Genomic DNA, 24567 nt, shown 5'->3' with positions numbered 1-24567 from the left:
CGGTATCTAAAAAATAAAAAGGCATACCTCTAAATAGGGGTATGCCTTTTTAATACTTACTTAAAACTGATAATTCAAACGCAATAACACATTACGTGGCGTGCCTGGCATGCTGTCTGAGCGCCAGTACTCTTTATTGGTTAGGTTATTCACTGCAATAGTGACATTCCAAGGGTCTGCACTATAGCCAATCGCCGCATCGACACGGTTGAAGCCTTCCATTTTGACTTGATTATTAAGATTTGGATAATAAGACCCGACATAGGTTACCCCCACCTCTGTATACCACTGTTCGGTTGGTAAATAACGAACAAATAAATTACCCGTATTTTTAGATGTGTTGGCTAAATAGTTGCCTTCTTGCTCAGGCTTTTGTTTATCTTCTTTTACTTTTGCATCTGTGTAGCCATAACCACCACGGACAAAGACATTATCAAGTACACGGCCAATAAAACTAAATTCGAGACCACGAGATTGATGCTGACCCGCAGTTGCCCATACTTCTGGTTGCTCATTAGGATTTGGTTTATAGCGGATATTATTCTTACGAATATCAAAGACAGAAAATTGAGTATTTAAACGATTATCTAACCATTCACTTTTTACCCCAACTTCGTATTGCTCGTTATATTGAGGTTCTTTATCCATTTTTGTGACATCGGTGCTTCCAGTGACTTGGTTAACACCCATTTGTCCGCCAAATGGTGCAAAGCTCTTAGAGTAAGACGTGTAAAAACTATGTTCAGGAAGCGGTTGCCATACCAAACCAACATTTGGGCTAAAGCTACCATCTTTTACGTTACGGTGTTCATTAGTTAACTTGTTGGTGGTTGAAAAATCGAAGTAGTCGTAGCGGACACCCATCATCAGTTTAAGTTGGTCATTTAGACCAATTAAATCCTGAATAAATATGCCGTAAGTTGTGCCTTCATTATAGTTATGCTGACTAATTTTTAATGGGCCATTGCCACGGCTGTACTCTCGTTCACCAGTGATTGGATTAACGTAACCATAAATGGCTGACCCATTTTGAGTTTTATTGGCTAGACGTGGCTCTCGCTGTTCATAAGTCCAGTCTGTACCTACCATAATTTGGTGTTCAAGCTGGCCTGTTTTGAACTTGCCCTTAATATCAAATGTATTGGTGGTGGTCTTATTGTTGGTTTGTTGCCAGTAGTAAATTTGGTCGATGTAACCTTTTTTAGTACAAGACTCATCCTTTGAGTTTTTTCCATCTAACCCACAATAAGTTCCAAAATAAAAGTGGTCAAAGTTCTGTTCTGCTTGTCGGTAACTTGCCGCCCAGTGAAAGTTCCAATCAGGCGCATATTGATAATTCACATCGGTACGGACCACTTGCAAAATATCATCAACATAATCGCCGTCTTGGGCAAATCCCATTTTAATTGAAGTTCCCGCAGGCAGAATGTCATGTGATGGTCCGCGATCAGGTATACGACCTAATTTGTCATAAGTATATTGCGTGGTCCAAGTGAGTGTTCCATCGTCATTTTTATAAGTGAAACTTGGTGAAAACATTTCAATCTTATTTTCAATACCAGAGCGGAAGCTGCCTGTCTCGCCATATTCTCCCGTTAAACGTATTGCTAAATTGTCATTAATAACTTGGTTGATGTCAGCGGTTGTTCCGTAGTTGTCGTAAGAACCTGCGTACGCACCAACTGAACTTTTAGAGTCAAAATTGGCGAACTTACTCACCATATTCACAACCCCGCCACCAGCACTACGACCATATAAAACAGAAGCGGGGCCTTTTAAAATTTCAATACGTTCAATATTGGCTGTACTACGACGTACTTGTCCGCTTTCACGTATGCCATCGCGGTAAATATCACCTGTATCGGCACCAAAACCACGAATCGTGATGCCATCACCGCGCATATCATAACTGGTTGATACGCCAGGGGTGCCTTGCAGCATAACGCTTAAATCATTTGATCCATAAATTTTATATTTCTGTACATCAATGGTATCAACGGTTTGAGGAATATCTTTTTTGTCTAAACCATTGCGTGTGACATTGGCCTTGTCATAGTCGATATAACTTTTAATTGGGTCGAGTTCACTCATGGCCTCAATTTTTATGGTAGGCATGGTGGCTGCCACTTTCGATGATGAGTCAATCAAGTCTTCTGCGTAAGCACCTTGAATATTCAAGATCATTAGACTGAGTAAGCTCAGCGGGAAAAGACGCTTAATTTGGGGAGATGATATAGAAATTCTTAACATAAAAATAAAATCAATTAACAAAAATAAAAGTATAAATGATAATTATAATCATTTAATTGTTTAGAATAAAAGTAATATTGCCTTTAAAAATGACATATTTATTGTTTAGTAACTGATTTTTAGAAAGATGATTGGGGAATTAAACGGATAATATGAATTAACTCATTAGTTTTTCTTGTTAATTGAGTTTTGGAGAGGGGCTTTTACCAATAAAAACTCCCCCTTGGAATTAAGCGTTATTTTTCAGAACATCTAAAATATCCATTTCTGGATCATAATTCTCGTCAATTGTTTTGCAAATTGCTTGTCCCACAATGACATGCGTTCCATTAAAGGTCATGGTTGGTGCCTCATATAACTCCCAGCCATGATTCAGTGCTTTAGTCACACGTGCACAAAAAGCAGAGTCATCAGGGCCAGTTAAATAGCGATAAAGTTTCATCTTTAGCCTTTAAAAATAATATTTTATGAATATAGTTTAACCGAATTTACTTAAATTCCAGATCAAGAAATAACGGATAATGTTTTACTGAAATTAAGAAAAACCAGTGAAAAATCTCAGTTATACTCATGCTAATTTAAATTTTAAGAAGAGCTTGAGCATGCGTGTACTTGTCGTCATGGATCCGATTGAAACCGTAAACCTTAAAAAGGATTCAACCATGGCAATGTTGTGGGCGGCGAGCCGTCGTGGACATGAATTAGGTTATGCATTACAGCAAGATTTATATATCGATCAAGGTAAGGCTTACGGTCTAATTTCACCATTAAAAGTTTTTGAAGATTACAATCATTACTATGAGCTTGGCGAAAAGAAAAAAGAATCTATTGCGGCGTATGATGTAGTACTCATGCGTAAAGATCCGCCATTTGACATGAATTTTGTCTACACGACTTATGTGCTTGAGCAAGCTGAGCGTGAAGGTTCATGGATTATTAATAAGCCTCAATCATTGCGTGATTGCAACGAAAAACTTTTTGCAACGCAATTTCCAGAGCTACAAGTACCTACACTTGTGACATCACAACAAAGTTTAATTCGTGAATTTATTAAAGAACATGGTGATGTGATTGTTAAGCCGCTTGACGGTATGGGTGGCATGGGAATTTTTCGTTTATACCAAGACGGTGTAAATATTGGTTCTACCTTAGAAATGCTGACAGAGCTAGGCAATCGTCCAATTATGGCCCAGCGCTATATTCCTGAAATTGTAGAAGGGGATAAGCGTATTTTAATGGTGAATGGCGAACCTATTCCTTACTGTCTAGCTCGTATTCCACAAAATGGTGAAGTGCGCGGTAACTTGGCAGCAGGTGGTTTAGGCCAAGCGCGTCCGCTTACTGAAAACGATAAGCTGATTGCTGCTAAAATTGGCCCTTTCTTACGCGAAAAAGGTTTAGTTTTTGTGGGCTTAGATGTAATTGGTAATTATGTCACTGAAATTAATGTTACTAGCCCAACCTGTATCCGCGAAATTGATGCTCAATTTGGTACATCAATTGCAGACGATCTATTTGATGTAGTAGAAGCTGGACGTTCAGCTTAATGAGTTATTTCAGGTGGTTTTCCGCGGTATTTATGGGAAATCACCTGAAAATATATGAATTAATAAAATAACAATACTAAATACACCACAGCTTTGTAGGCATATTTTCAAAAAAGCACATCTTTCTGTTATAAACGAGTGAAATTAGCTTTTCGTTAATGAAGCTTTAGGATTAAAATAAACGGCTACAAAAATAGATGACAATTTCCATTGTTTTTTGAGTTGAAGAATTAGACCGTGACCGATTCACAGCAAAGCAAACCTAAACATGTCATGATGATGGCTGCCGGTACAGGTGGACATGTTTTTCCAGCCCTCGCCGTAGCCAAAAAACTTCAACAACAAGGTTGTCAGGTTTCATGGTTAGCCACGCCAACAGGTATGGAAAACCGATTATTAAAAGATCAAAATATTCCAATATATCAAATTGATATTCAAGGTGTTCGTGGCAATGGATTAGTCCGTAAAATTGCTGCACCTTTTAAAATTTTAAAAGCCACTTTAAGCGCAATGCGTTATATGAAACAGCTTAAAGTTGATGCAGTTGCAGGCTTTGGCGGTTATGTTGCGGGTCCGGGTGGTTTAGCCGCACGTTTGTTAGGTATTCCTGTACTTATTCATGAGCAAAATGCGGTTGCTGGTTTTACCAATGCGCAGTTGTCTCGTGTTGCTAAAGTCGTGTGTGAAGCATTTCCAAATACATTTCCTGCTGGTGGAAAAGTCGTTACAACAGGAAATCCTGTACGTCATGAAATCACAGATATTTTAAGCCCAAAGTGGCGTTATGATGAGCGCGCGCAAGCAGGGCAACCTCTAAATATTCTCATTGTTGGTGGTTCTTTAGGTGCCAAAGCACTCAATGAACGCTTACCTCCAGCATTAAAAAAATTACAAGTTCCACTTAATATTTTTCATCAGTGCGGTCAGCAACAAGTTGAGGCAACTCAAGCACTCTATGCAGATGCGCCAGCCAATTTAACTGTACACGTTTTGCCGTTTATTGAAGATATGGCAAAGGCTTATAGTGAGGCAGATTTAATTATTTGCCGAGCTGGAGCACTCACGGTAACAGAAGTTGCAACAGCAGGTGTGGCCGCAGTTTTTGTGCCACTTCCTATAGCAGTTGATGACCATCAAACTGCAAATGCCAAATTTCTGGCGGATTTCGGTGCTGCAAAAATTTGTCAGCAATCGACTATGACACCAGATGTTCTAAATGAATTGTTCACTTCGCTGATGAACCGCCAGTTACTTACAGAAATGGCAGTGAAAGCGCGTCAACATGCCCAACCAAATGCGACTCAGCATGTGGTTGATCTTATCCAAAAAATGTAATCGGATTTACTATGTCTCCATCAACAGCTGCGAACCAAGCAAAAAAACTGATTAAAGTGCCTGAAATGCGCCGTATCAAACACATTCATTTTGTGGGGATCGGCGGTGCTGGGATGTGTGGCATTGCAGAGGTATTGGGTAACCAAGGTTATAAAATTTCCGGTTCAGACATTAAAGCATCTAAAACTACAGAACAATTAGAGCAAAATGGCATCAAGGTTTATATCGGCCATCAAGCGGAAAATATTAAAAATGCCAATGTGCTTGTAGTTTCTACAGCGATTGATCCAGAAAATCCGGAAATTAAAGCAGCGATTGAGCAACGTACTCCAATCGTACGCCGTGCAGAGATGCTAGGTGAGCTTATGCGTTACCGTCATGGTATTGCTGTAGCTGGTACACATGGCAAAACGACAACTACAAGTCTTTTAACGACTATGTTGGCTGAAGAAAACCTTGATCCAACTTATGTCATTGGTGGTTTACTTAACAGTACAGGCGTAAATGCTGCATTAGGTGAAAGCCGTTTCATCGTAGCTGAAGCTGATGAATCAGATGCATCTTTCCTTTATTTGCAACCAATGGCAGCGATTGTAACGAATATCGATGCTGATCATATGGATACCTATGAAGGTAGCTTTGATAAATTAAAAGATACGTTCGTACAGTTCCTTCATAACTTACCATTTTATGGTTTGGCTGTTGTTTGTGGTGATGACGCCAACATTCGTGAAATTATGCCGCGTGTAGGCCGTCCGGTCATTACCTATGGTTTTAATGAAGACAACGACATTCGAGCAATTGATGTTGAACAAGATGGTATGCGTTCACACTTCACTGTGTTGCGTAAAGGTCGTGAGCCGCTACGTTTAACGATTAATCAACCAGGTTTGCATAATATTTTAAATGCTTTGGCTGCGATTGGTGTTGCGACTGATGAAGGTGTTTCCGATGACGCAATTAGCCGTGCTTTAGCAGGATTTAGTGGTGTTGGTCGTCGCTTCCAAGTGCAAGGTGAATTCGAACTTGCTGATGGTAACGTTAAGTTAGTTGATGACTATGGACACCATCCGAAAGAAGTAGAAGCAACTATTAAAGCGGCTCGTCAGAGCCATCCGGATCGTCGTTTGGTAATGTTATTCCAGCCACACCGTTACTCTCGTACGCGCGATTGTTTTGATGACTTTATTGAAGTGCTTTCTCAGGTCGATCAATTATTATTATTGGAAGTTTATCCTGCCGGTGAAAAACCTATTGTAGGTGCAGACAGTCGGACTCTAGCGCGTAGTATTCGTTTACGTGGACAGGTAGAACCGATTTTGGTTGATCCGGTTGAAGGTAATTTGCAAAACATCATGCAAAATGTGTTACAACCAAATGACTTGTTATTAACGCAAGGTGCGGGTAACGTGGGAGCAATTTCTGTAGAACTTGCACAACACCATTTATATGTGAAATAAACAAAAATATTGAATTATCGGGTTAAGGATTTAAACGTGTCAAATGCTACAAAATTCGGCAAAGTTGCCGTGCTATTTGGTGGGAAATCGGCTGAGCGTGCTGTGTCTTTAGATAGTGGTCAGGCAGTTCTGGACGCTTTATTGCGTTCAGGTGTTCAGGCTGAAGCATTTGATCCGCAAGACCGCAGTGTGACTGACCTTGTAAATTATGATCGTGCATTTATTGTATTACATGGTCGTGGTGGTGAAGATGGCCAGATTCAAGGCGTGCTTGAATGGTTAAATCTGCCTTATACAGGAACAGGTGTGCAAGGTTCTGCGATTGGCATGGATAAAGTCAAAACCAAGCAAATCTGGCAAGGTAGTGATTTACCTACAGCGCCATATCGCATTATTACTAAAGAAACAGATTTAGATGCGGTGATTGCTGAGTTAGGCTTACCGGTAATTATCAAACCTGTGCATGAAGGCTCAAGTGTCGGCATGAGTAAGGTTGAGAAAGCAGAAGACTTTGCTGCTGCAATTGAGAAGGCGACTCAGCACGATGCTGTTGTGATGGCAGAAAAGTGGATCACAGGTCGTGAATTTACAATCTCATTCCTAAATGGTCAGCCTTTACCGGTTATTCGTTTACAACCACCAGCAGACGTTGCTTTCTACGACTATGAAGCGAAATATCAACGTAATGATGTAGAGTATGGTATTCCTTGTGGTCTCAGTGAGACAGAAGAGAAGAGCCTTCAAGCATTGTGCTTACGCGCTTTTCAGGCAGTTGGTGCAGAAAGCTGGGGTCGTATTGATGCGATGCAGGATGAGCAGGGTAATTTTTGGCTTTTAGAAGTAAACACTGTGCCAGGTATGACCAGCCATTCTTTAGTTCCAAAAGCTGCGAAAGCTGTTGGCTATAGTTTTGATGAATTGTGTGTTGCCATTCTTGAGCAAACATTGGAAGGTACGGCTTAAATATGGCACAACTTCCGGCTTCCATGCGCCGTAAACGTGCGGCCATCACCTCTATTCATGATAAACCACCTACACGTAAGCAGAAGCTTGCAAATGCTGGTGGATGGGTGCTGTTGGTTATTGCTTTTGTAGTGCTGGCAGTCGGAATTTATGGGCTATATAAAGTTATTACAGATGCAACAGTTGCAAAGCTAGAGGTTGTGGGATCGACGTCTTCAGTTGAAACCCAACAAGTGATGCAGCATGTTGCTCCAATTATAAAAGCGAATTATTTCACATCTGATTTAGAACAGATTCGAGATAAAACATTAGAAATTTCGTGGGTAGACCGAGTTGTCGTTTCTCGTGCTTGGCCCAATGGTATTCGTGTTCGTGTCATGCCTCGACATGCCATCGCCCGTTGGGGAACAGGTCGCTTGTTAAGCGATGGAGGCGATGTATTCAGTGAGGCAGAGCCGACTATTCATCCTGAGCTTCCGTTACTCCATGGTCCGGTAAGCCAGTCGAAAATGATGATGCGACGCTATAATGAAATCAATCAATTATTCCATCCTGCCAATTTGCGTCTAAAAGAGTTATATCTGACGGAGCGAATGACTTGGTTTATGCAGTTTGACTCAGGTTTACGAATTATTGTTGACCAAGATCAAACAATGAATAAGTTGCAACGTTTAAGCCATCTGGCACAATCTGACTTAAAACAAGTGTGGCCGAAAATCTCAGCCATTGATTTGCGATATCGTAATGGATTATCTATTCAATGGAAGAACGCAACACCACCTAAAATTGTGAATGGTCAGTTTGTTGTAACGATTGATGACACAAGCATTGCAGGTGGAACAAAAGCAAAGCCATAATACGTGGCTTTAAAATAGGCAATTTGCCTGGTATTAAACAACAAAGAAATGGTATGAGTGATGAATGAAGCTGTTCCCTCAGTTGTTGCGATTGACATTGGGACGCATAAAGTTTCAGTTTTGATTGGAAAAATTCATGCGCCGGATAACATTCAAGTTATCGGTATGGCAACTGCTCGCAATCGTGGCATGAATAAAGGAAAAATCGTAAGCCTCGATAAAGTTATCGCTGCGATTAAAAATGCTGTCGCTGAAGCGGAAAATATGGCCGAATGTCGCATTCATAGCGCATGGGTATCGATTCCGAGTACCGAGTTGCAAAGTTTTTATGCCTCTGGCCGCACACCAGTTGCTAATCCTGCACATGTTATTACAACAAATGAAGTCGTGCGCGCGTTAGAATTGGCAAAAGCAAGTCATGTGACTTCTGATTACTATTTAGCAAGTGCAGTGCCGTTAGGCTTTGAATTAGGTGATTCTGCTGAATGGGTGCAGAATCCAATTAATATGACTGCCCATAGTATGACCGGACATTATCAGTTAATGATGATGCCGATTGCGACTATGCAAAACCTTGATCGCGCTATGAAAGGTGCAAATATCGGGGTTGAAAAAATGGTGGTATCTTGTCTGGCAACCGCTGAGGCAAGCTTGCTTAAAGATGAAAAAGAGTATGGGGTTTGTCTGGTCGATATTGGCGCAGGCATTACCAATCTTGCGGTTTATCTAGATGGACGTTTGGCTCTGGCACGTACATTGCAACGCGGTGGTGAGCACGTTACGCGTGATATTGCTGCTGTATTGCAAACTACAACAGAAGAAGCTGAGCGTATTAAAATTCTGTATGGTTGTGTTGATTTAAGTGCTGTTAAGCCAGATCACATGATTCAGGTAGAAGGAATTGATGGCCCTCAAACTATTAGTCGAATTGAGTTGTCAGAAATTATTATTGCCCGCTATGAAGAGATCTTTAGCCAGATTCGCGATGAGCTCGAAAACAGCGGTGCAATTCATGGTTTATACCATGGTGTAGTGTTGACAGGGGATGCTTGTCAAATCGAAGGTATGGTGAGTTTAGCTCGCCGTATGTTGGGGGTATCTGCCCATTTGGGTAATCCGCCGTTACAGGTTTATGCTGATGATCAACATCAGGCAGCATTACGTCGTTCGATGTATGCAACAGCAGCTGGTTTGCTCATGTTTAGCCAAAGTGAGTTGCAAGAAGCTGTTGAAGAGCCTGAAGAGGCAAATGACCGTTCGGTATGGGAGCGAATGGTAAATGGCTGGAATGCATTTAATAGCAAGCTAAAAGCCATTTTTTAGGATGTATGGATTTATTGGTAGAATTGTTAGGAAGTTGTAAGAGAAAACCACTGTACTTGACAAGGTTTGTATTGCACAGCATTCTTAAAATTAGTTATTTTTGAAAATCAAGGCAGTATACGGGCTGAAGTGACTGCCATAATGTATTAGGAACCCTAAAGGTCATGGCCTCATTTGAATTTATAGAAGATGAACTAAACGATGGCAACGGTCAAGCCCGTTTCACTGTATTTGGTGTAGGTGGTGGTGGCGGTAATGCCGTTCAACATATGGTGCAGTCTGATATTCAAGGTGTTAAATTCGTTTGTGCCAATACAGACAAACAAGCACTAGACTGTATGAATGCACCTTTCAAAATTCAGTTAGGCGAGCAAAGTACACGTGGTTTAGGTGCTGGTGCTAACCCTGAAGTTGGGCAAGTTGCAGCAGAAGAAAGCCGTGAAATTATTCGTCACCATCTTGAAGGTACGGATATGGTATTCGTTACCGCTGGTATGGGTGGTGGTACGGGTACAGGCGCGGCTCCTGTGGTGGCTGAAGTTGCCAAAGAAATGGGTATTTTGACTGTTGGTGTTGTAACAACTCCATTTAACTTTGAAGGCCGCCGCCGTTTAAAATCTGCTGAACGCGGTATTGAAGCGCTTGAAGCCCATGTTGATTCATTGATTATTATCCCGAACCAACGCTTACTTAGCGTATATGGCGATATTTCAATGAAAGATGCTTATAAAAAAGCTGATGATGTATTGTTAAACGCTGTACGTAGTATCTTTGACCTTGTTGTAAACCGTGGTCACATTAACCTTGACTTCGCCGATTTGAAAACTGCAATGAGTACTCGTGGTTACGCAATGATGGGTGCTGGTTTAGGTCGTGGTGAAGATCGTGCACGTCAAGCAGCTGAACAGGCTATTCGTAGCCCATTGCTTGATAACGTAAATATTATTAATGCTAAAGGTGTGTTGATTAACATTACTGGTGGTGATGATATTACTCTACGCGAAACTGAAATCATTACTGATGTTGTGAACCAGATTGTTGACCTTGATGAAGGTGAAATTTTCTACGGTACAGTATTTGATCCGGATGCGCGTGATGAATTACGTGTAACAGTAATTGCAACTGGTTTAACTCGTAATGCAGCAGATGCAGAACCGAGAAAACGTAATACAGTAAGTCATGCAACGTCTCAAGCAGCTCAATCTGTTGATGAAGATGACGTTCCTGCTATTAATAAGCGTCAAAATGCAGACAATGAAGTGAGCAGCAACGCAAGTTCTTCTCCGCGTTCTTCTCCGATGAGTATTCAAGATTACTTGAAAAATCAGCAACGTAAGTAAAAAATTATTAAATTTTAAAAAAGGCAGTGTTTAAACACTGCCTTTTTTTGTTTTTGATCAATGACTAAATATGCTAACGTATAGCGGTTTTAAAAAAGAAGTTACAAAGCATGGTGAAACAACGTACTCTCAATCGTGTGGTAAAAGCGAGTGGAATAGGTCTTCATAGCGGTCAAAAAGTGATGATCAATTTCATTCCACATACCGCGGATGGAGGTATTGTATTTCGTCGTATCGATTTAGACCCACCCGTTGAAATCCATGCAAATGCATTGCTCATTCAAGAAGCTTTTATGTGCTCCAATTTAGTGATTGGAGATATAAAAGTTGGAACGATTGAGCATGTAATGAGCGCAATTGCAGGTTTAGGAATTGATAACCTTATTGTTGAGGTATCTGCGTCCGAAGTTCCGATTATGGATGGAAGCGCCGGTCCATTTATTTACCTGTTAATGCAGGGTGGATTGCGTGAGCTGGATGCGCCGAAAAAATTTATAAGAATATTAAAACCAGTTGAAGCACTAATAGATGATAAAAAAGCGATTTTTAGCCCACATAATGGTTTCCAGTTAAATTTTACAATTGATTTTGACCATCCGGCATTTGCTAAAGAATATCAATCTGCCACTATCGACTTTTCTACTGAAACTTTTGTATATGAGGTCAGTGAAGCTCGTACTTTTGGTTTTATGAAAGATCTAGATTACCTCAAAGCAAATAACTTAGCCTTAGGTGCAAGTTTAGATAATGCCATTGGTGTAGATGATACAGGGGTTGTGAACGAAGAAGGCTTACGTTTCGCTGACGAATTTGTGAGACATAAGATTTTGGATGCAGTAGGTGATTTGTATTTACTTGGTCATCAAATTATTGCCAAGTTTGATGGCTATAAATCGGGACATGCTTTAAATAATCAGTTGTTACGCAATGTTCAAAGTGATCCGAGTAATTATGAAATTGTAACATTTAATGACGAGAATGAATGTCCAATTCCATATGTCAGTGTGACATAAGTCATTGTCTTTACTTGGCTACGTTATATTGTAACATTGCAAAGTGTGATTATTATCACATAACAAGAACGATTCTAATTAAGAAATAGAAAGCTCATTATTTTTTATTGCTTGCCAAACGTAGTAAAGCTTGGCTAAGCTTAGGGTCGCTCACAAAGTCGGCTGCACTACGTAACATTTCTTGTGTTTCCGGGGGGATGGGTTTAGAGGGCTCAGATGAGGGTGGATTTGGAGTATTTTTATTTCTCAAGCGAACCTGAATTCTTTGTAAGTCTTTTAACCCTTCAAGTTGAGATAATTTAGATACATATTGGTTCTGTAAATAACTGAGTTGACTAATCATCGCCTGATTTTCACCAGTAATGATTAAAGAACCATTTTGATAACACACGACCTGCCATTGTTCCGGTTGGGGCAATAAGGGTTGGATTATTTTCGTAAGTCTTTGCCATTGCGCGACTTGCGTTGTTAGAAACGTAAGGTTTCCTGTTTTTATGTGTTTTCCGGTTTGTTGAAAAACGTTATCGGGTTTAGACATGGATCATTCTCTGATAGATTCTTGTCTTCATCTTAAGCGTTCATTTCGATTGATATCAAGGAAGAGATCATAAGGAACTTGAGTAAGAACAGTTTCAAGAGGTTTTTATGCACACGCGTCGTATTTTATTAGCGTTTTCACTTGCCGCTTCGGCAGCATCAGTTGCTTTTGCAGATTATCAAACAATTAACCAATCTACTGATTCAGATCGATTGGAACAACTATCAAAAACATTATCTCAAGGTTCATACACCCATCCTGATGATTTAGATCTTCCGGCAAGTGCGAAAGTTTCAGTGACCTTACGCCAAAAACCGGTTGAGCTCAACAATGAATCGCTCGCAAAAAAATATGGCAATGCGAGCGCAAAGAATTCTTTTAATACCTCTTCTTCAAATGCTTACTCTTGGTTAGTTTCTCATCCTCTTCCTGATACTGTACGAGTTTCTTCAAACTTCGGTGGTCGCACCATGGGTGGTCGTGCAGAACATCATGGTGGTTTAGATATGGCTGCTCCGAGTGGCACGCCAATTTATGCAACAGGCCCAGGTATTGTAACGAAATCTGGCTGGGGTACTGGCTATGGTCAATATGTTGAAATTAACCATGGGAATGGTTACTTAACACGCTATGCTCATGCTTCGCGCTTAATGGTACGTGTAGGCGACCAAGTATCTGCTGGTGAGCATATTGCTAATGTAGGTTGTACTGGTCGCTGTACTGGCCCACATTTGCACTACGAAGTAGTAAAAGATGGTCAACGTAAGAATCCAACTACTTACTTGGCGATGCTTCCTTAAAAGCATAGTTAAAAAGTTAAGGTTATTAAATTTATGAATCCGAAATTAGCCTAAACCTTTTTTAACGTAAAGATTGTATAAAAAAACGCCATTATTGGCGTTTTTTTGTTATTTTGTTTAATGCTCGGTCAATGACTATTCATTCAGAAAATAATAGACCCCCCTCACATTCACCCGTGGCAATAACTAGAGAGGGGTAAAACGTGGTAAAAATACAAAGTAGATTAAAGAACAAGGAACAGGTGAATTATGGCGTTTTACGGTGACTCCGATGCACAAGAAACCCAAGAGTGGCAAGATGCATTCGATTCAGTTTTACAACATATGGGAACTGAGCGCGCAGCATTCTTATTGGAAAAACTTTACCAACAAGCAATTGCTAAGCATGTTCCAATTCAACGTCTCAATACACCTTACTTAAATACAATTTCTGTTGAAGAACAACCTGCAATGCCAGGCGACCAAGATATGGAACGCCGTATTCGTGCATTGATTCGTTGGAATGCCTTAGCAATGGTACTTCGTGCGAATAAAACAGGTGATGATTTAGGTGGACACTTGGCGAGCTTCGCATCAAGTGCAACATTATATGACGTAGGTTTTAACCATTTCTTCCGTGCAAACAGTGATAACTTTGGCGGAGATATGATTTATTACCAAGGACACTGTGCTCCTGGTATTTATGCACGTTCATTCCTTGAAGGGCGTTTAACTGAAGAACAGTTAAGTAATTTCCGCCGTGAAGTTGGCGGTAACGGTTTACCAAGCTATCCACATCCATATTTAATGCCAGACTATTGGCAATTCCCAACTGTATCAATGGGTCTTGGTCCAATTATGTCAATTTATCAAGCACACATTCAAAAGTATTTGATGAACCGTGGCTTGATCAAAGAAGAAAATCGTAAAGTCTGGGCTTATCTTGGCGATGGTGAGATGGATGAGCCAGAAAGTACTGGTGCAATTTCACTTGCTGGTCGTGAAAAACTTGATAACTTGATCTGGGTTGTTAACTGTAACTTACAGCGTCTAGATGGTCCTGTACGTGGTAACGGTAAAATCATTCAAGAATTGGAATCTTTATTCCGTGGTGCGGGCTGGCGTGTCATTAAAGTGGTATGGGGCCGTCATTGGGATCCGCTACTTGCAAAAGACAACACAGGCGCTTTAAAAGCGGTAATGGAAGAAACTGTTGATGGTGAATACCAACGCTATCAAGTGAAAGGTGGTGCATATACACGTGAAAAATTCTTTGGCAAGTATCCAGAAGCTGCGGAACTTGTAAAAGATTTAAGCGATGAAGACATCGATAATCTTAACCGTGGTGGTCATGACCCTTATAAAGTTTTTGCTGCTTACGCAGAAGCAATGAAAGCCAAAGGTCAACCAACAGTTATTCTTGCGAAAACTGTTAAAGGTTATGGTTTGTCTGAAGAAATTGAAGCGGTGAATAAAACTCACCAAATCAAAAAAATGCAGATCGACTCTCTAAAATATGTACGTGACCGTTTTAACCTACCATTTACAGATGATAAATTAGAAGAGCTTCCATTCTATCGCCCAAGTGAAAACTCTCCAGAAATGAAGTACATGAAGGCGCGTCGTGAAGCATTAGGTGGTTACCTACCTGCACGTCGTAAAGAGAGTGAAATTTTAGCGATTCCTGAATTATCTGTATTTGATGCAGTATTAAACGGTTCAGGTGGTAAAGAGCAATCTACCACTATGGTGATGGTTCGTTTAATTGCTGCTTTACTTAAAGAAAAAGCAATTAAAGACCGCGTAGTGCCAATCGTTCCAGATGAAGCACGTACATTTGGTTTAGAAGGTATGTTCCGTCAGCTTGGTATTTATGCTGCTCACGGTCAAAAATATACCCCAGAAGACCAAGAACAGTTAATGCATTACCGTGAAGCAAGTGATGGTCACATGCTTCAAGAAGGGATTAACGAAGCTGGTGCCATGAGCGCATGGGCTGCGTTGGCAACAAGTTATTCAACGAATAACTTGCCAATGATTCCAATGTACATGTACTACTCAATGTTTGGTTTCCAACGTATTGGTGACATTGCGTGGGCTGCGGGCGATGCACAAGCTCAAGGTTTCTTGTTAGGTGCAACTGCTGGTCGTACTACATTGAACGGTGAAGGTTTACAGCACCAAGATGGTCATTCACATATCTTGGCGAACACGATTCCAAACTGTGTATCTTATGACCCATGTTTCGGTTACGAATTAGCTGTAATCGTACATGACGGTTTACAACGTATGTATGTGAACCAAGAGCGTGTGTTCTATTATCTAACTGTAATGAATGAAAACTACGAGCATCCTGCAATGCCTGAAGGCGCTGAGGAAGGCATTAAACGTGGTATGTACTTGTTCGAAAAAGATGAAAAAGCAACTGTTCAATTACTTGGTTCAGGTGTAATTCTTCGTGAAGTGATCAAAGCTGCGAAAATCTTACGTGATGAATATCAAATCCATTCAAACGTTTGGAGTGTAACAAGCTTCAATGAATTGTCGCGTGATGGTATGGCATGTGAAGAATACAACCGCTTACACCCACTTACTGAAGAAGTAAAAGAGTCTTGGGTATCTAAACAGTTACGTGGTACAGAAGGTATTGTTGTTTCAGCAACAGACCATATGCGTGCTTATAGCGAACAAATCCGTGCTTATCTGCCAGATGGTCGTCCATTTGTTGCGTTGGGTACAGATGGTTATGGTCGCTCAGATACACGTGCTAACTTACGTAGTTTCTTTGGTGTTGACGCTGCACATATCGTTGTTGCTACTTTAAAAAAATTAGCTGACGAAGGTGAGGTCGATGCACGTTTAGTTAAAGATGCAATTTCTAACTTTGAGTTAGATACTGATCGTCCAGTGGCATGGGCTCCACAAGCACATCCAGAAGTTCAAGCAGTTGCTGAATACCATGAAGCGCAAACAGGTGAGGGGAACTAAGCATGCAAATTAAGACCCCTGATATTGGCGTAGATAAAGCAGTTGTTGCTGAAATTTTGGTAAAAGTTGGCGATAGCATTGCTGAAAATGACAGCCTTGTTTTGCTTGAGTCAGATAAAGCCTCTGTTGAAGTGCCTAGCACTTCAGCAGGTGTAGTGAAAAGCATCTTGATCAAAGAAGGCGATAGCGTAACTGAAGGTACGGTATTGTTTGAACTTGAAGCTGAGGGTGCTGCACCTGTAGCTCAAGCAGAAGAAGTTGCAAAACCTATACCAGCAGCTGAAAAAGAAGTACCTGCTACAGCTCCACAAGTTGCTGCACAACCAGCAGCTGCAACCACTAGCCAAGTGGTTGAAGTTCAAGTTCCAGATATTGGTGTTGAAAAAGCACTAGTTGGTGAAATTTTAGTAAAAGTTGGCGAGCAAATCGATGTTGAGCAAAGCATCGTTGTTGTTGAATCTGACAAAGCAACTGTAGAAGTGCCAAGCAGTGTTGCTGGTACTGTAGAAAGCATTCAAGTTAAAGAAGGCGATACAGTTAAAGAAGGTGTTGTGCTCATTAAAGTGAAAACAACATCTGCATCAAGTGCGCCAGTTGAAGCTCCTGCTTCTACAGCAGCCCCAGCGGCAGCGCCTGCACCAGTTCAACAAGAAACTGTAGCTGCAGCTGCTACTCAATCTGGTCCAGTTGATATTAACGTTCCTGATCTGGGTGTAGATAAAGCAGTTGTTGCTGAAATTTTGGTACAAGTTGGCGATAAAGTTGATGTAGACCAAAGCCTTGTTGTGGTTGAGTCAGATAAAGCGACTGTTGAAGTTCCAAGTACTGTTGCTGGCGTTGTGAAAGCGATTCACTTGCAAGTAGGCCAACAGGTTTCACAAGGTATATTACTTGCAACAATTGAAGCTGAAGGCCAAGCGCCTGCGGCAGCTCCAGCGCCAAAAGCAGAAGTAGCGGCTCTGGCAGCACAAGCTTCAGCACCTAAAGCGGTAGCTCCTGCTCCGACTCAGGCTGTATCTGCTCCAGTTTCTGGTAGTGATAAGTTAACGAAAGAGCAAGAAGCTGAAAACGCTAAAGTTTATGCTGGCCCTGCTGTTCGTAAGCTTGCTCGTGAACTTGGTGTGGTTTTATCACAAGTTAAAACTTCTGGTGAACATGGTCGTGTGATTAAAGAAGATATCTTTGCTTATGTGAAGACTCGTTTAACTGCACCACAAGCGGCTCCAGTAGCTGCGGCTGCACCAGCAGTTTCAGGTTTGCCAAAGCTTCCTGACTTCACTGCGTTTGGTGGCGTGGAAGAAAAAGTACTGACGCGTTTGCAGCAAGTATCAATTCCGCAATTGTCATTGAACAACTTTATTCCGCAAGTCACCCAGTTTGATTTGGCTGACATTACTGAGTTAGAAGATTGGCGTAATGAGCTGAAAGGCAACTTCAAAAAAGAAGGTATCAGCCTGACGATTATGGCATTCATTATCAAAGCGGTTGCGTATTTGTTGAAAGAAGAGCGTGAGTTCGCAGGTCATCTATCTGATGACGGTAAATCAGTGCTCTTGCGCAATGAAATCCATATGGGAATTGCGGTAGCAACACCTGATGGTTTAACTGTGCCAGTACTTCGTAACCCAGACCAAAAATCAATTAAGCAAATTGCAGTTGAATTGGGTGTGTTAGGTCAAAAAGCACGTGATAAGAAATTAACACCGAAAGACTTGCAAGGTGCGAATTTTACCATTTCAAGTTTAGGGGCAATTGGTGGTACAGCATTTACACCACTTGTAAACTGGCCGCAAGTTGCGATTTTGGGTATTTCACCTGCAACGATGCAACCGGTTTGGAATGGTAAAGACTTTGATCCACGCTTAATGTTGCCGTTGTCGTTGTCTTATGACCACCGTGTAATTAATGGTGCAGATGCTGCTCGCTTTACCAATAAACTTACGAAACTTCTTAAAGATATTCGTACTTTATTAATCTAATATTTTGAAATGAATCATTAAAACCTCGCTTCGGCGGGGTTTTTATTTTGGTATTTAATTTAATTGGTTTTAGGTTAATCTAAAGATTAGATATGAATTATCGAGAGAGGGGAGAAATTTCTCGTTATTAGGTAAAGGAGAAATAATAAATGGCGGGTTTTTTAAAAATCATGGTACCAATCCTATTGATTGTATTTTTATTAATGGGGGTATGGATCAGTGTTTTACACTTTCCTTGGGAATGGATGACCTATGTTGCAATGGGGTTGGAAGTATTTGTAGCAATGCTTATTTTGCCATTTGAATTTCAATCACAGCATGTAGCAGGCATTAACAATTTTGGGTTTATTAACTTAAGTATTTGTTTAGCCTTACTATTGGGCTTAGGTCGGTTGTTAGTGTGGGCATGGATAAAATTTTTTGTTTGAAAAATAGAACTGCTCGAATATAATAAACACATACTTCATTGGGGAGTAGCCGCTATTCATTTCTGAATGAATAGGTGATGATCAACATAATTGTTCAACAGAACATGGTCATCATAGCTTAAACGTCTCATCGTTTCCGAGTTGGCAAGACCTTTGATTTACCACTCTGCAGATATTTGGCTAGCAGGAGCGGTAGGTCATGGGCATTTATGCTAGCCAGAGAAACGATATGCAAGAATTTCTGATTTCTACCTCGATTGTTGCCCTAGCTGAAATGGGTGATAAAACTCAATTGTTGGCCCTTTTACTGTCTGCACGTTTCCGTAAGCCAATCCCTATTCTCATTGCGATTCTTTTAGCAACTTTAATTAACCATGGTATCTCTGCTGTGCTTGGGCAGTGGATTACAACCGTTTTGAGTCCCGAAATTTTAGTTTGGGTACTTGCGGGTGGTTTTATAGGTATGGCGTTCTGGATGCTTATTCCAGATAAGCTAGATGATGAAACAGATAGCATTAATAGATGGCAAAAATTTGGTGTTTTTGGTGCAACCTTTATCCTGTTTTTCTTAGCAGAAATTGGTGATAAAACTCAGATTGCGACAGTTGCTTTAGCTGCACGTTATGACAGCATTTTCTGGGTGATGTTAGGTACAACCTTAGGTATGATGATTGCCAATGCACCAGCTGTATTTATTGGTAATAAATTAGCTGAACGTTTATCTATCTCACTTATCCATAAAATTGGTGCTGCTATTTTCTTAATTGTAGGTGTCTCTACTTTAGTGCAGCATTATTTCTTCTAAAGCATTTAAAGCTACCATAAAAAACGCACTCGAATTGAGTGCGTTTTTTTGTGAATTATTTTAATAGTTAAATTTCACTGTGAAGTTAATTTGACGTGGATTACCTAAAGTCACCATATTTTCATTTAAGGCACCTGCATAGTAATCTTTATCAAATAAATTACGAATCGCAAGTTGAGCACCCCAATGTCCAGCGTCATAGCCAGCTTCAGTGTCAAAGACTGTATAGCCCGGAATGTGGATATCTAAGCCATCGACAGTTTTATATGTTTCGCCACGGAATCCACCGCCAACATACCAACCAAGTTTTGATTCTGGGTCAAATTTATAACGTGCTGACAAGCTATAAGCATGCTCAGGAATATTATCGAGTGCTTTTCCTACATTGCTTGAGTTTGCATCTTTACTAATTTCAGCATCAATGGTGTAGGTATATGCAGCCGTTAATTTTAAGCCTTCTAATACATCTGCATTTAACTCAGTCTCAATACCGCGAGTTAACTGTTCACCGCGCTGTATTTTGAAAGTAGTATTAGTAGTAGTTGGATCGTTGACTAAAACATTTTGACGTTTTAAATCATACAAGGCAATGCTACCTTGTATCCGCTGATCAGGACTTTGTAGTTTCATTCCAACTTCAACTTGTTTACCTTTTTCAGGATCAAAAGTCTTTCCGGCAGAGTCTGAGCCGCTAGTTGGGAAGAACGAGGTGGCATAGCTGACATAAGGCGCCACTATATCATTAATTGTATATAACAATGAGGCGTTACCCGTGAAAGCCTCTTCTGATTTTTTTGTATTGGTATTTTTAACTAAATCTACAGTTTGTGTTTGAGCCCAATCTTGGCGACCTGCGAGATTTAAAACAAGTTGGTCATTAATCTCAATACGGTCACGTAAATATAACCCCATATACTTTAGGCGGTTAATATCATGGTTTGTGGCTTTTTCCGGACAAGTAACTGTAGTGCCGTATTGTGGTGAATAGAGATTTAAATTTGTGGCAGTACAGCGATTATTTAGATAATCATTTTTGTCTTGTAGACCATCTAGTCCAATCGTTATCTGATGTGCCATATCAGCAATCTGAAAAGTCTTTTGGACATTATTATCGATTGAGAAACTTAGGTTACTAACATCCTGATAGCGAGCTTGACGTTTAAGTGTTGTATAGTTTTTATCGGTCCAACCGTTATAAAATACCGCAGGACCAATCATTTCTGTTTTTTGAATTGCAAAATTTTGCTTAAATTCCCAACCGTTATCAAAAGCGTGCCTAAAGTTATAACCTGTACGGAAGACATCAGCATCATAAGCTCCATAACTCGGTTCACCAATAAATAAGTCTTTAGGCAAACTTCCATTAGGATTGTCTTTTAATGTTCCAATCACAGGCAAGCCTTGCTGACGAATATATTCGCGGTGCTGATAACTTGCGATGACAGAGAGGTCAGTGTTATCTCCTAAGTCGAAATTATAAGAGGGGGAGATGTAGTAATTTTTAAAATACACATAATCTGTTGGGTCATCTTGGTCAGAGATACGACCATTTAAACGAAATGCGCCTTTTTCAGTATTATTTGGACTATAGTTTAAATCGAATGTCCCTTCCTTAAGATTATAACTGCCATAAGTCATAGTGGCCCGAGCAAAGCTTTCAGCTTGAGGGCGTTTAGTCACTAAGTTGACCATACCACCTGGCTGTACTAATCCAAAATTAACCGAAGCTGGGCCTTTTAAAATTTGGACCTGATCCATACCTGATATTTCTGCGGCAACAAAGGTGTTTTGCTGAGCTTGGCGTAAACCATCTATAAAAATTTGATCAGAAGAAGTTTGTCCACGGATAATGAAATCATCCCAACCACGACGACCAAGTTTTCCCGCACCGACACCTGCAACACCTTCAATTGCATCTGCAAGAGTCTTTGCTTGTTTTTGGTCGAGCTGTTCGCGGGTCACTACCGAAACCGACTGAGCAGTTTTAAATAAGGGGGCATCTGATTTTAAGGCAGAGGCTGCTTTTATTGCGACATAGGGAGAGGTGGGTTCTTTTTGTGCCTGAATAGAAATTGTGGGTAGCACACTGGTTGAATTTTGTTGTTCTGCTGTTTCATCAGCATGACTTGCTGTCATCGAACTAAAAATAGCAACTGCTAACAATATTTTGGAGCTTGAAAAATAAGGTGCTTGGTTCATGGGAGGCCTAGACAGCGCAAAAGATAAAACTGATAATGAGAATTATTTTAATTTATTGTGGGTTAATTTTAAATAACATTATGATTCATTTATAAAATAAGAAAAGCAAAAGCTATTTTAAAATATTATGAGAAAAATAAAGCAATTCATTGCAAGAGTTATAGAATCCCTTTATTTTAGTATGGATATAAAAATATCTAATATTTAAAGTTTTTTTGGGGAGTTGTATGGGGTTTGAAAAAACAACATCGCAGATATTATTTGATAATGGCGTACATAAATGTATTAGTTTTACCAGTTTGGTCAAAGGGGAAGGTATCCAAGCCAATCAATTTTTAATTATTGATCATGAGCGCGCTGCTGTAATCGATCCGGGTGGCGATTTAACCTATGTTCCATTAACGATGGAATTAAATAAATATACGCGTTTGAAAAATCTGGACTATGTGATGGCTTCGCATCAGGATCCGGACATTATTACCTCAATGCCACGCTGGTTGGTCTATACCGATGCTAAAGTTGTGGCGTCAAAATTATGGGCACGTTTTCTACCGCACCTAAATTCCTCATTTATGAGTGAACGTATGAAAGGGAATTGGGAAGACCGTCTTATTGAATTGCCTGACCGTGGCCAAGTTATTCAATTGGGGGAGTCAAAGCTTGTGGTGGTTCCTGCACATTTTCTACATTCGGTCGGTAATTTTCAGTTTTATGATCCAGTCGCCAAAATTTTATTTTCTGGTGATATGGGCGCTTCGATTGTTGAGGATGCTAATCAACCTTTAACAGATTTCGATACGCATGTTCTGAAAATGAAAGCTTTTCACCAACGCTATATGTGTTCAAATAAGGTTATCCGTTTATGGGTAAACATGGTCCGCCAGATGGACATTGAAATGATTGTTCCACAGCATGGCAGTCCATTTATTGGCAAAGTAATGATTAATCAGTTTTTGGACTGGATTGAGGTTTTACCTTGTGGTGTTGACTTGATGACAGAACAAGTTTTTAGTTGTCCTGCCTAAATATGATGTCTAATGATCAACCCAGATAAAATTCTGGGTTGCAAAAACATGGGTTAAAAAATAACGTTAAAACTATAATAAGTGGGAATTATTTAGAGCAGCTCTACATCTATTGCTGAAAAAGGCAAAGATAATATGAAAATTGCATTGAAATTTGTTTATAATAGCTCACGGAATTTACCAGTGAGATTGTTATGCTGACCATCGTTCAAGAAGCGCTAACCTTCGATGATGTCTTATTACTTCCTGCCTACTCTACTGTTCTCCCAAAAGATGTCTCTTTAAAGACACGATTAACTCGCGGCATTCATTTAAATATCCCATTAGTTTCAGCTGCAATGGATACAGTGACTGAGTCACGTATGGCGATTGCGATGTCACAAAATGGTGGTATCGGGATTTTGCACAAAAACATGGATATTGCTGCTCAAGCTGCAGAAGTACGCCGTGTAAAGAAATTCGAAGCGGGTATGGTGAAAGACCCTATCACTGTAACGCCTGAAACTACAGTACGTGAACTGATTGCAATTACCACTGCTAATAACATTAGCGGTGTACCTGTTGTTAAAGACGGCAAGGTTGTTGGTATTGTGACAGGCCGTGATACGCGTTTTGAAACTAATTTAGAACAACCTGTTAGCAACATCATGACAGGTCAAGATCGTTTAGTCACTGTACGTGAAGGCGAATCTAAAGAAAATATTCAAGCATTATTGCAAAAACACCGTATTGAAAAAGTCTTGGTCGTTGGTGAGAGCAACGAACTTAAAGGCTTAATTACAGTGACTGACTTCCGCAAAGCTGAAAGCTATCCAAACAGTTGTAAAGATGACCTTGGTCGTTTACGTGTTGGTGCTGCGGTAGGTACAGGTGCTGATACACCGAGTCGTGTGGAAGCATTGGTTGAAGCTGGTGTTGACGTAATTGTTGTTGATACAGCACATGGTCACTCAGCTGGTGTAATTGAACGTGTACGTTGGGTGAAACAAAACTTCCCTCAAGTACAAGTGATTGGTGGAAACATTGCAACTGGTGATGCTGCATTAGCATTATTAGATGCAGGTGCAGATGCTGTAAAAGTAGGTATTGGTCCTGGTTCTATCTGTACAACACGTATTGTGGCAGGTATTGGTATGCCACAAATTTCTGCGATTGACAGCGTTGCTAGCGCACTAAAAGATCAAATTCCTTTAATTGCAGATGGTGGTATCCGCTTCTCTGGCGATATGGCAAAAGCGATCGGTGCGGGTGCAAGTACGATTATGGTTGGTTCATTACTTGCAGGTACTGAAGAAGCGCCGGGCGAAGTTGAGTTTTTCCAAGGTCGTTACTACAAAGCATATCGTGGTATGGGCTCATTAGGTGCAATGGCGGGAGCAACTGGTTCTGCTGATCGTTATTTCCAAGATTCAAAAGCGGGTGCTGAGAAATTAGTACCAGAAGGAATCGAAGGCCGTGTTCCATATAAAGGCCCAATGGGTAACATCGTTCATCAAATGATGGGTGGTTTACGTTCATCGATGGGTTATACCGGTTCTGCTGTGATTGAAGATCTTCGCCAAAATGCGAAATTTGTGAAAATTACTTCAGCTGGTATGTCTGAGTCACATGTTCATGATGTAACGATTACTAAAGAAGCTCCAAACTATCGTGTTGGTTAGATTTTGGTAACCAAAACAATGAAGAAAGCCGTCATTACACTGACGGCTTTTTGTTTTTGGTGTAAAGTAAATCTAAC

19 protein-coding genes and 1 riboswitch are annotated in these 24567 nt (G+C 40.4%); of the genes, 15 read left to right on the top strand and 4 right to left on the bottom strand.

What is annotated here, in order from left to right; all coding sequences use genetic code 11:
• Positions 1 to 60 precede the first annotated feature (60 nt).
• Positions 61 to 2250: a TonB-dependent receptor gene (locus tag F968_RS02955; RefSeq protein ID WP_004790076.1), complete on the bottom strand. Its 2190-nt coding sequence runs from the start codon at positions 2248 to 2250 to the stop codon at positions 61 to 63.
• Positions 2251 to 2479: 229 nt separating this feature from the next.
• Positions 2480 to 2692: a DUF1737 domain-containing protein gene (locus F968_RS02950; RefSeq protein ID WP_002122004.1), complete on the bottom strand. Its 213-nt coding sequence runs from the start codon at positions 2690 to 2692 to the stop codon at positions 2480 to 2482.
• Between the two features lie 160 nt (positions 2693 to 2852).
• Here F968_RS02950 and gshB point away from each other — a divergent pair, with 160 nt between their 5' ends.
• The 8 genes from gshB to lpxC all read left to right on the top strand — a co-directional run bounded on the left by gshB (position 2853) and on the right by lpxC (position 12088).
• Positions 2853 to 3797 (top strand): glutathione synthase, encoded by a 945-nt coding sequence (gshB, locus tag F968_RS02945; RefSeq protein ID WP_004790074.1) that lies wholly within the window; start codon positions 2853 to 2855, stop codon positions 3795 to 3797.
• Between the two features lie 237 nt (positions 3798 to 4034).
• A complete protein-coding gene (murG, locus tag F968_RS02940; RefSeq protein ID WP_004790073.1) occupies positions 4035 to 5132 on the top strand; it encodes an undecaprenyldiphospho-muramoylpentapeptide beta-N-acetylglucosaminyltransferase in 1098 nt (365 codons plus the stop codon).
• Positions 5133 to 5143: 11 nt separating this feature from the next.
• Positions 5144 to 6592 carry a UDP-N-acetylmuramate--L-alanine ligase gene (gene murC / locus F968_RS02935; protein ID WP_004790070.1) on the top strand — a complete coding sequence of 483 codons (1449 nt, stop codon included), beginning with the start codon at positions 5144 to 5146 and terminating at the stop codon, positions 6590 to 6592.
• Positions 6593 to 6628: 36 nt separating this feature from the next.
• Positions 6629 to 7555, top strand: a complete 927-nt coding sequence (locus tag F968_RS02930) for a D-alanine--D-alanine ligase (RefSeq protein ID WP_004790068.1) — start codon at positions 6629 to 6631, stop codon at positions 7553 to 7555.
• Positions 7556 to 7557: 2 nt separating this feature from the next.
• Positions 7558 to 8412, top strand: coding sequence for a cell division protein FtsQ/DivIB (locus tag F968_RS02925; RefSeq protein ID WP_004790066.1), 855 nt, complete (start codon positions 7558 to 7560; stop codon positions 8410 to 8412).
• A 60-nt stretch (positions 8413 to 8472) separates the two neighbouring features.
• The gene (ftsA, locus tag F968_RS02920; RefSeq protein WP_004790064.1) at positions 8473 to 9735 is read left to right on the top strand and encodes a cell division protein FtsA; all 1263 of its coding nucleotides are present in this window, start codon (positions 8473 to 8475) and stop codon (positions 9733 to 9735) included.
• A gap of 164 nt (positions 9736 to 9899) precedes the next feature.
• Positions 9900 to 11075, top strand: coding sequence for a cell division protein FtsZ (gene ftsZ, locus F968_RS02915; protein WP_004790062.1), 1176 nt, complete (start codon positions 9900 to 9902; stop codon positions 11073 to 11075).
• 110 nt (positions 11076 to 11185) lie between these two features.
• Positions 11186 to 12088 carry a UDP-3-O-acyl-N-acetylglucosamine deacetylase gene (gene lpxC, locus F968_RS02910; protein WP_004790060.1) on the top strand — a complete coding sequence of 301 codons (903 nt, stop codon included), beginning with the start codon at positions 11186 to 11188 and terminating at the stop codon, positions 12086 to 12088.
• A gap of 97 nt (positions 12089 to 12185) precedes the next feature.
• Here lpxC and F968_RS02905 read toward each other — a convergent pair whose 3' ends face one another.
• Positions 12186 to 12626, bottom strand: a complete 441-nt coding sequence (locus tag F968_RS02905) for a DciA family protein (RefSeq protein WP_004790058.1) — start codon at positions 12624 to 12626, stop codon at positions 12186 to 12188.
• A gap of 107 nt (positions 12627 to 12733) precedes the next feature.
• Here F968_RS02905 and F968_RS02900 point away from each other — a divergent pair, with 107 nt between their 5' ends.
• From F968_RS02900 to F968_RS02880, 5 genes are all read left to right on the top strand, one after another.
• On the top strand, positions 12734 to 13426 hold the full coding sequence (locus tag F968_RS02900) for a M23 family metallopeptidase (protein ID WP_004790057.1): 693 nt from the start codon (positions 12734 to 12736) through the stop codon (positions 13424 to 13426).
• A gap of 249 nt (positions 13427 to 13675) precedes the next feature.
• Positions 13676 to 16393 carry a pyruvate dehydrogenase (acetyl-transferring), homodimeric type gene (aceE, locus tag F968_RS02895; RefSeq protein ID WP_004790055.1) on the top strand — a complete coding sequence of 906 codons (2718 nt, stop codon included), beginning with the start codon at positions 13676 to 13678 and terminating at the stop codon, positions 16391 to 16393.
• A 2-nt stretch (positions 16394 to 16395) separates the two neighbouring features.
• Positions 16396 to 18372 carry a 2-oxo acid dehydrogenase subunit E2 gene (locus F968_RS02890; protein ID WP_004790053.1) on the top strand — a complete coding sequence of 659 codons (1977 nt, stop codon included), beginning with the start codon at positions 16396 to 16398 and terminating at the stop codon, positions 18370 to 18372.
• Between the two features lie 149 nt (positions 18373 to 18521).
• On the top strand, positions 18522 to 18800 hold the full coding sequence (locus F968_RS02885; RefSeq protein ID WP_004790051.1) for a hypothetical protein: 279 nt from the start codon (positions 18522 to 18524) through the stop codon (positions 18798 to 18800).
• A gap of 28 nt (positions 18801 to 18828) precedes the next feature.
• Positions 18829 to 19014, top strand: a riboswitch (yybP-ykoY riboswitch).
• 15 nt (positions 19015 to 19029) lie between these two features.
• A complete protein-coding gene (locus tag F968_RS02880) occupies positions 19030 to 19605 on the top strand; it encodes a TMEM165/GDT1 family protein (RefSeq protein ID WP_003654075.1) in 576 nt (191 codons plus the stop codon).
• Positions 19606 to 19665: 60 nt separating this feature from the next.
• Here the strand turns inward: F968_RS02880 and F968_RS02875 are convergent, their stop codons facing one another.
• The gene (locus F968_RS02875) at positions 19666 to 21804 is read right to left on the bottom strand and encodes a TonB-dependent siderophore receptor (protein ID WP_004790047.1); all 2139 of its coding nucleotides are present in this window, start codon (positions 21802 to 21804) and stop codon (positions 19666 to 19668) included.
• A 227-nt stretch (positions 21805 to 22031) separates the two neighbouring features.
• Between F968_RS02875 and F968_RS02870 the strand changes: the two genes are divergently transcribed.
• Together F968_RS02870 and guaB are read left to right on the top strand one after the other, a co-directional pair.
• The gene (locus F968_RS02870) at positions 22032 to 22829 is read left to right on the top strand and encodes an oxygen-binding di-iron domain-containing protein (RefSeq protein ID WP_004790044.1); all 798 of its coding nucleotides are present in this window, start codon (positions 22032 to 22034) and stop codon (positions 22827 to 22829) included.
• Between the two features lie 194 nt (positions 22830 to 23023).
• A complete protein-coding gene (gene guaB / locus F968_RS02865) occupies positions 23024 to 24490 on the top strand; it encodes an IMP dehydrogenase (RefSeq protein WP_004790042.1) in 1467 nt (488 codons plus the stop codon).
• The last annotated feature ends 77 nt before the right edge of the window (positions 24491 to 24567 follow it).

Origin of the sequence: Acinetobacter sp. NIPH 817 (assembly GCF_000368405.1) — a bacterium.
Classification (GTDB): Bacteria; Pseudomonadota; Gammaproteobacteria; order Pseudomonadales; family Moraxellaceae; genus Acinetobacter.
Note: the sequence above shows the minus strand (reverse complement) of the source record. Positions and strands in the feature narration are given on the sequence as shown.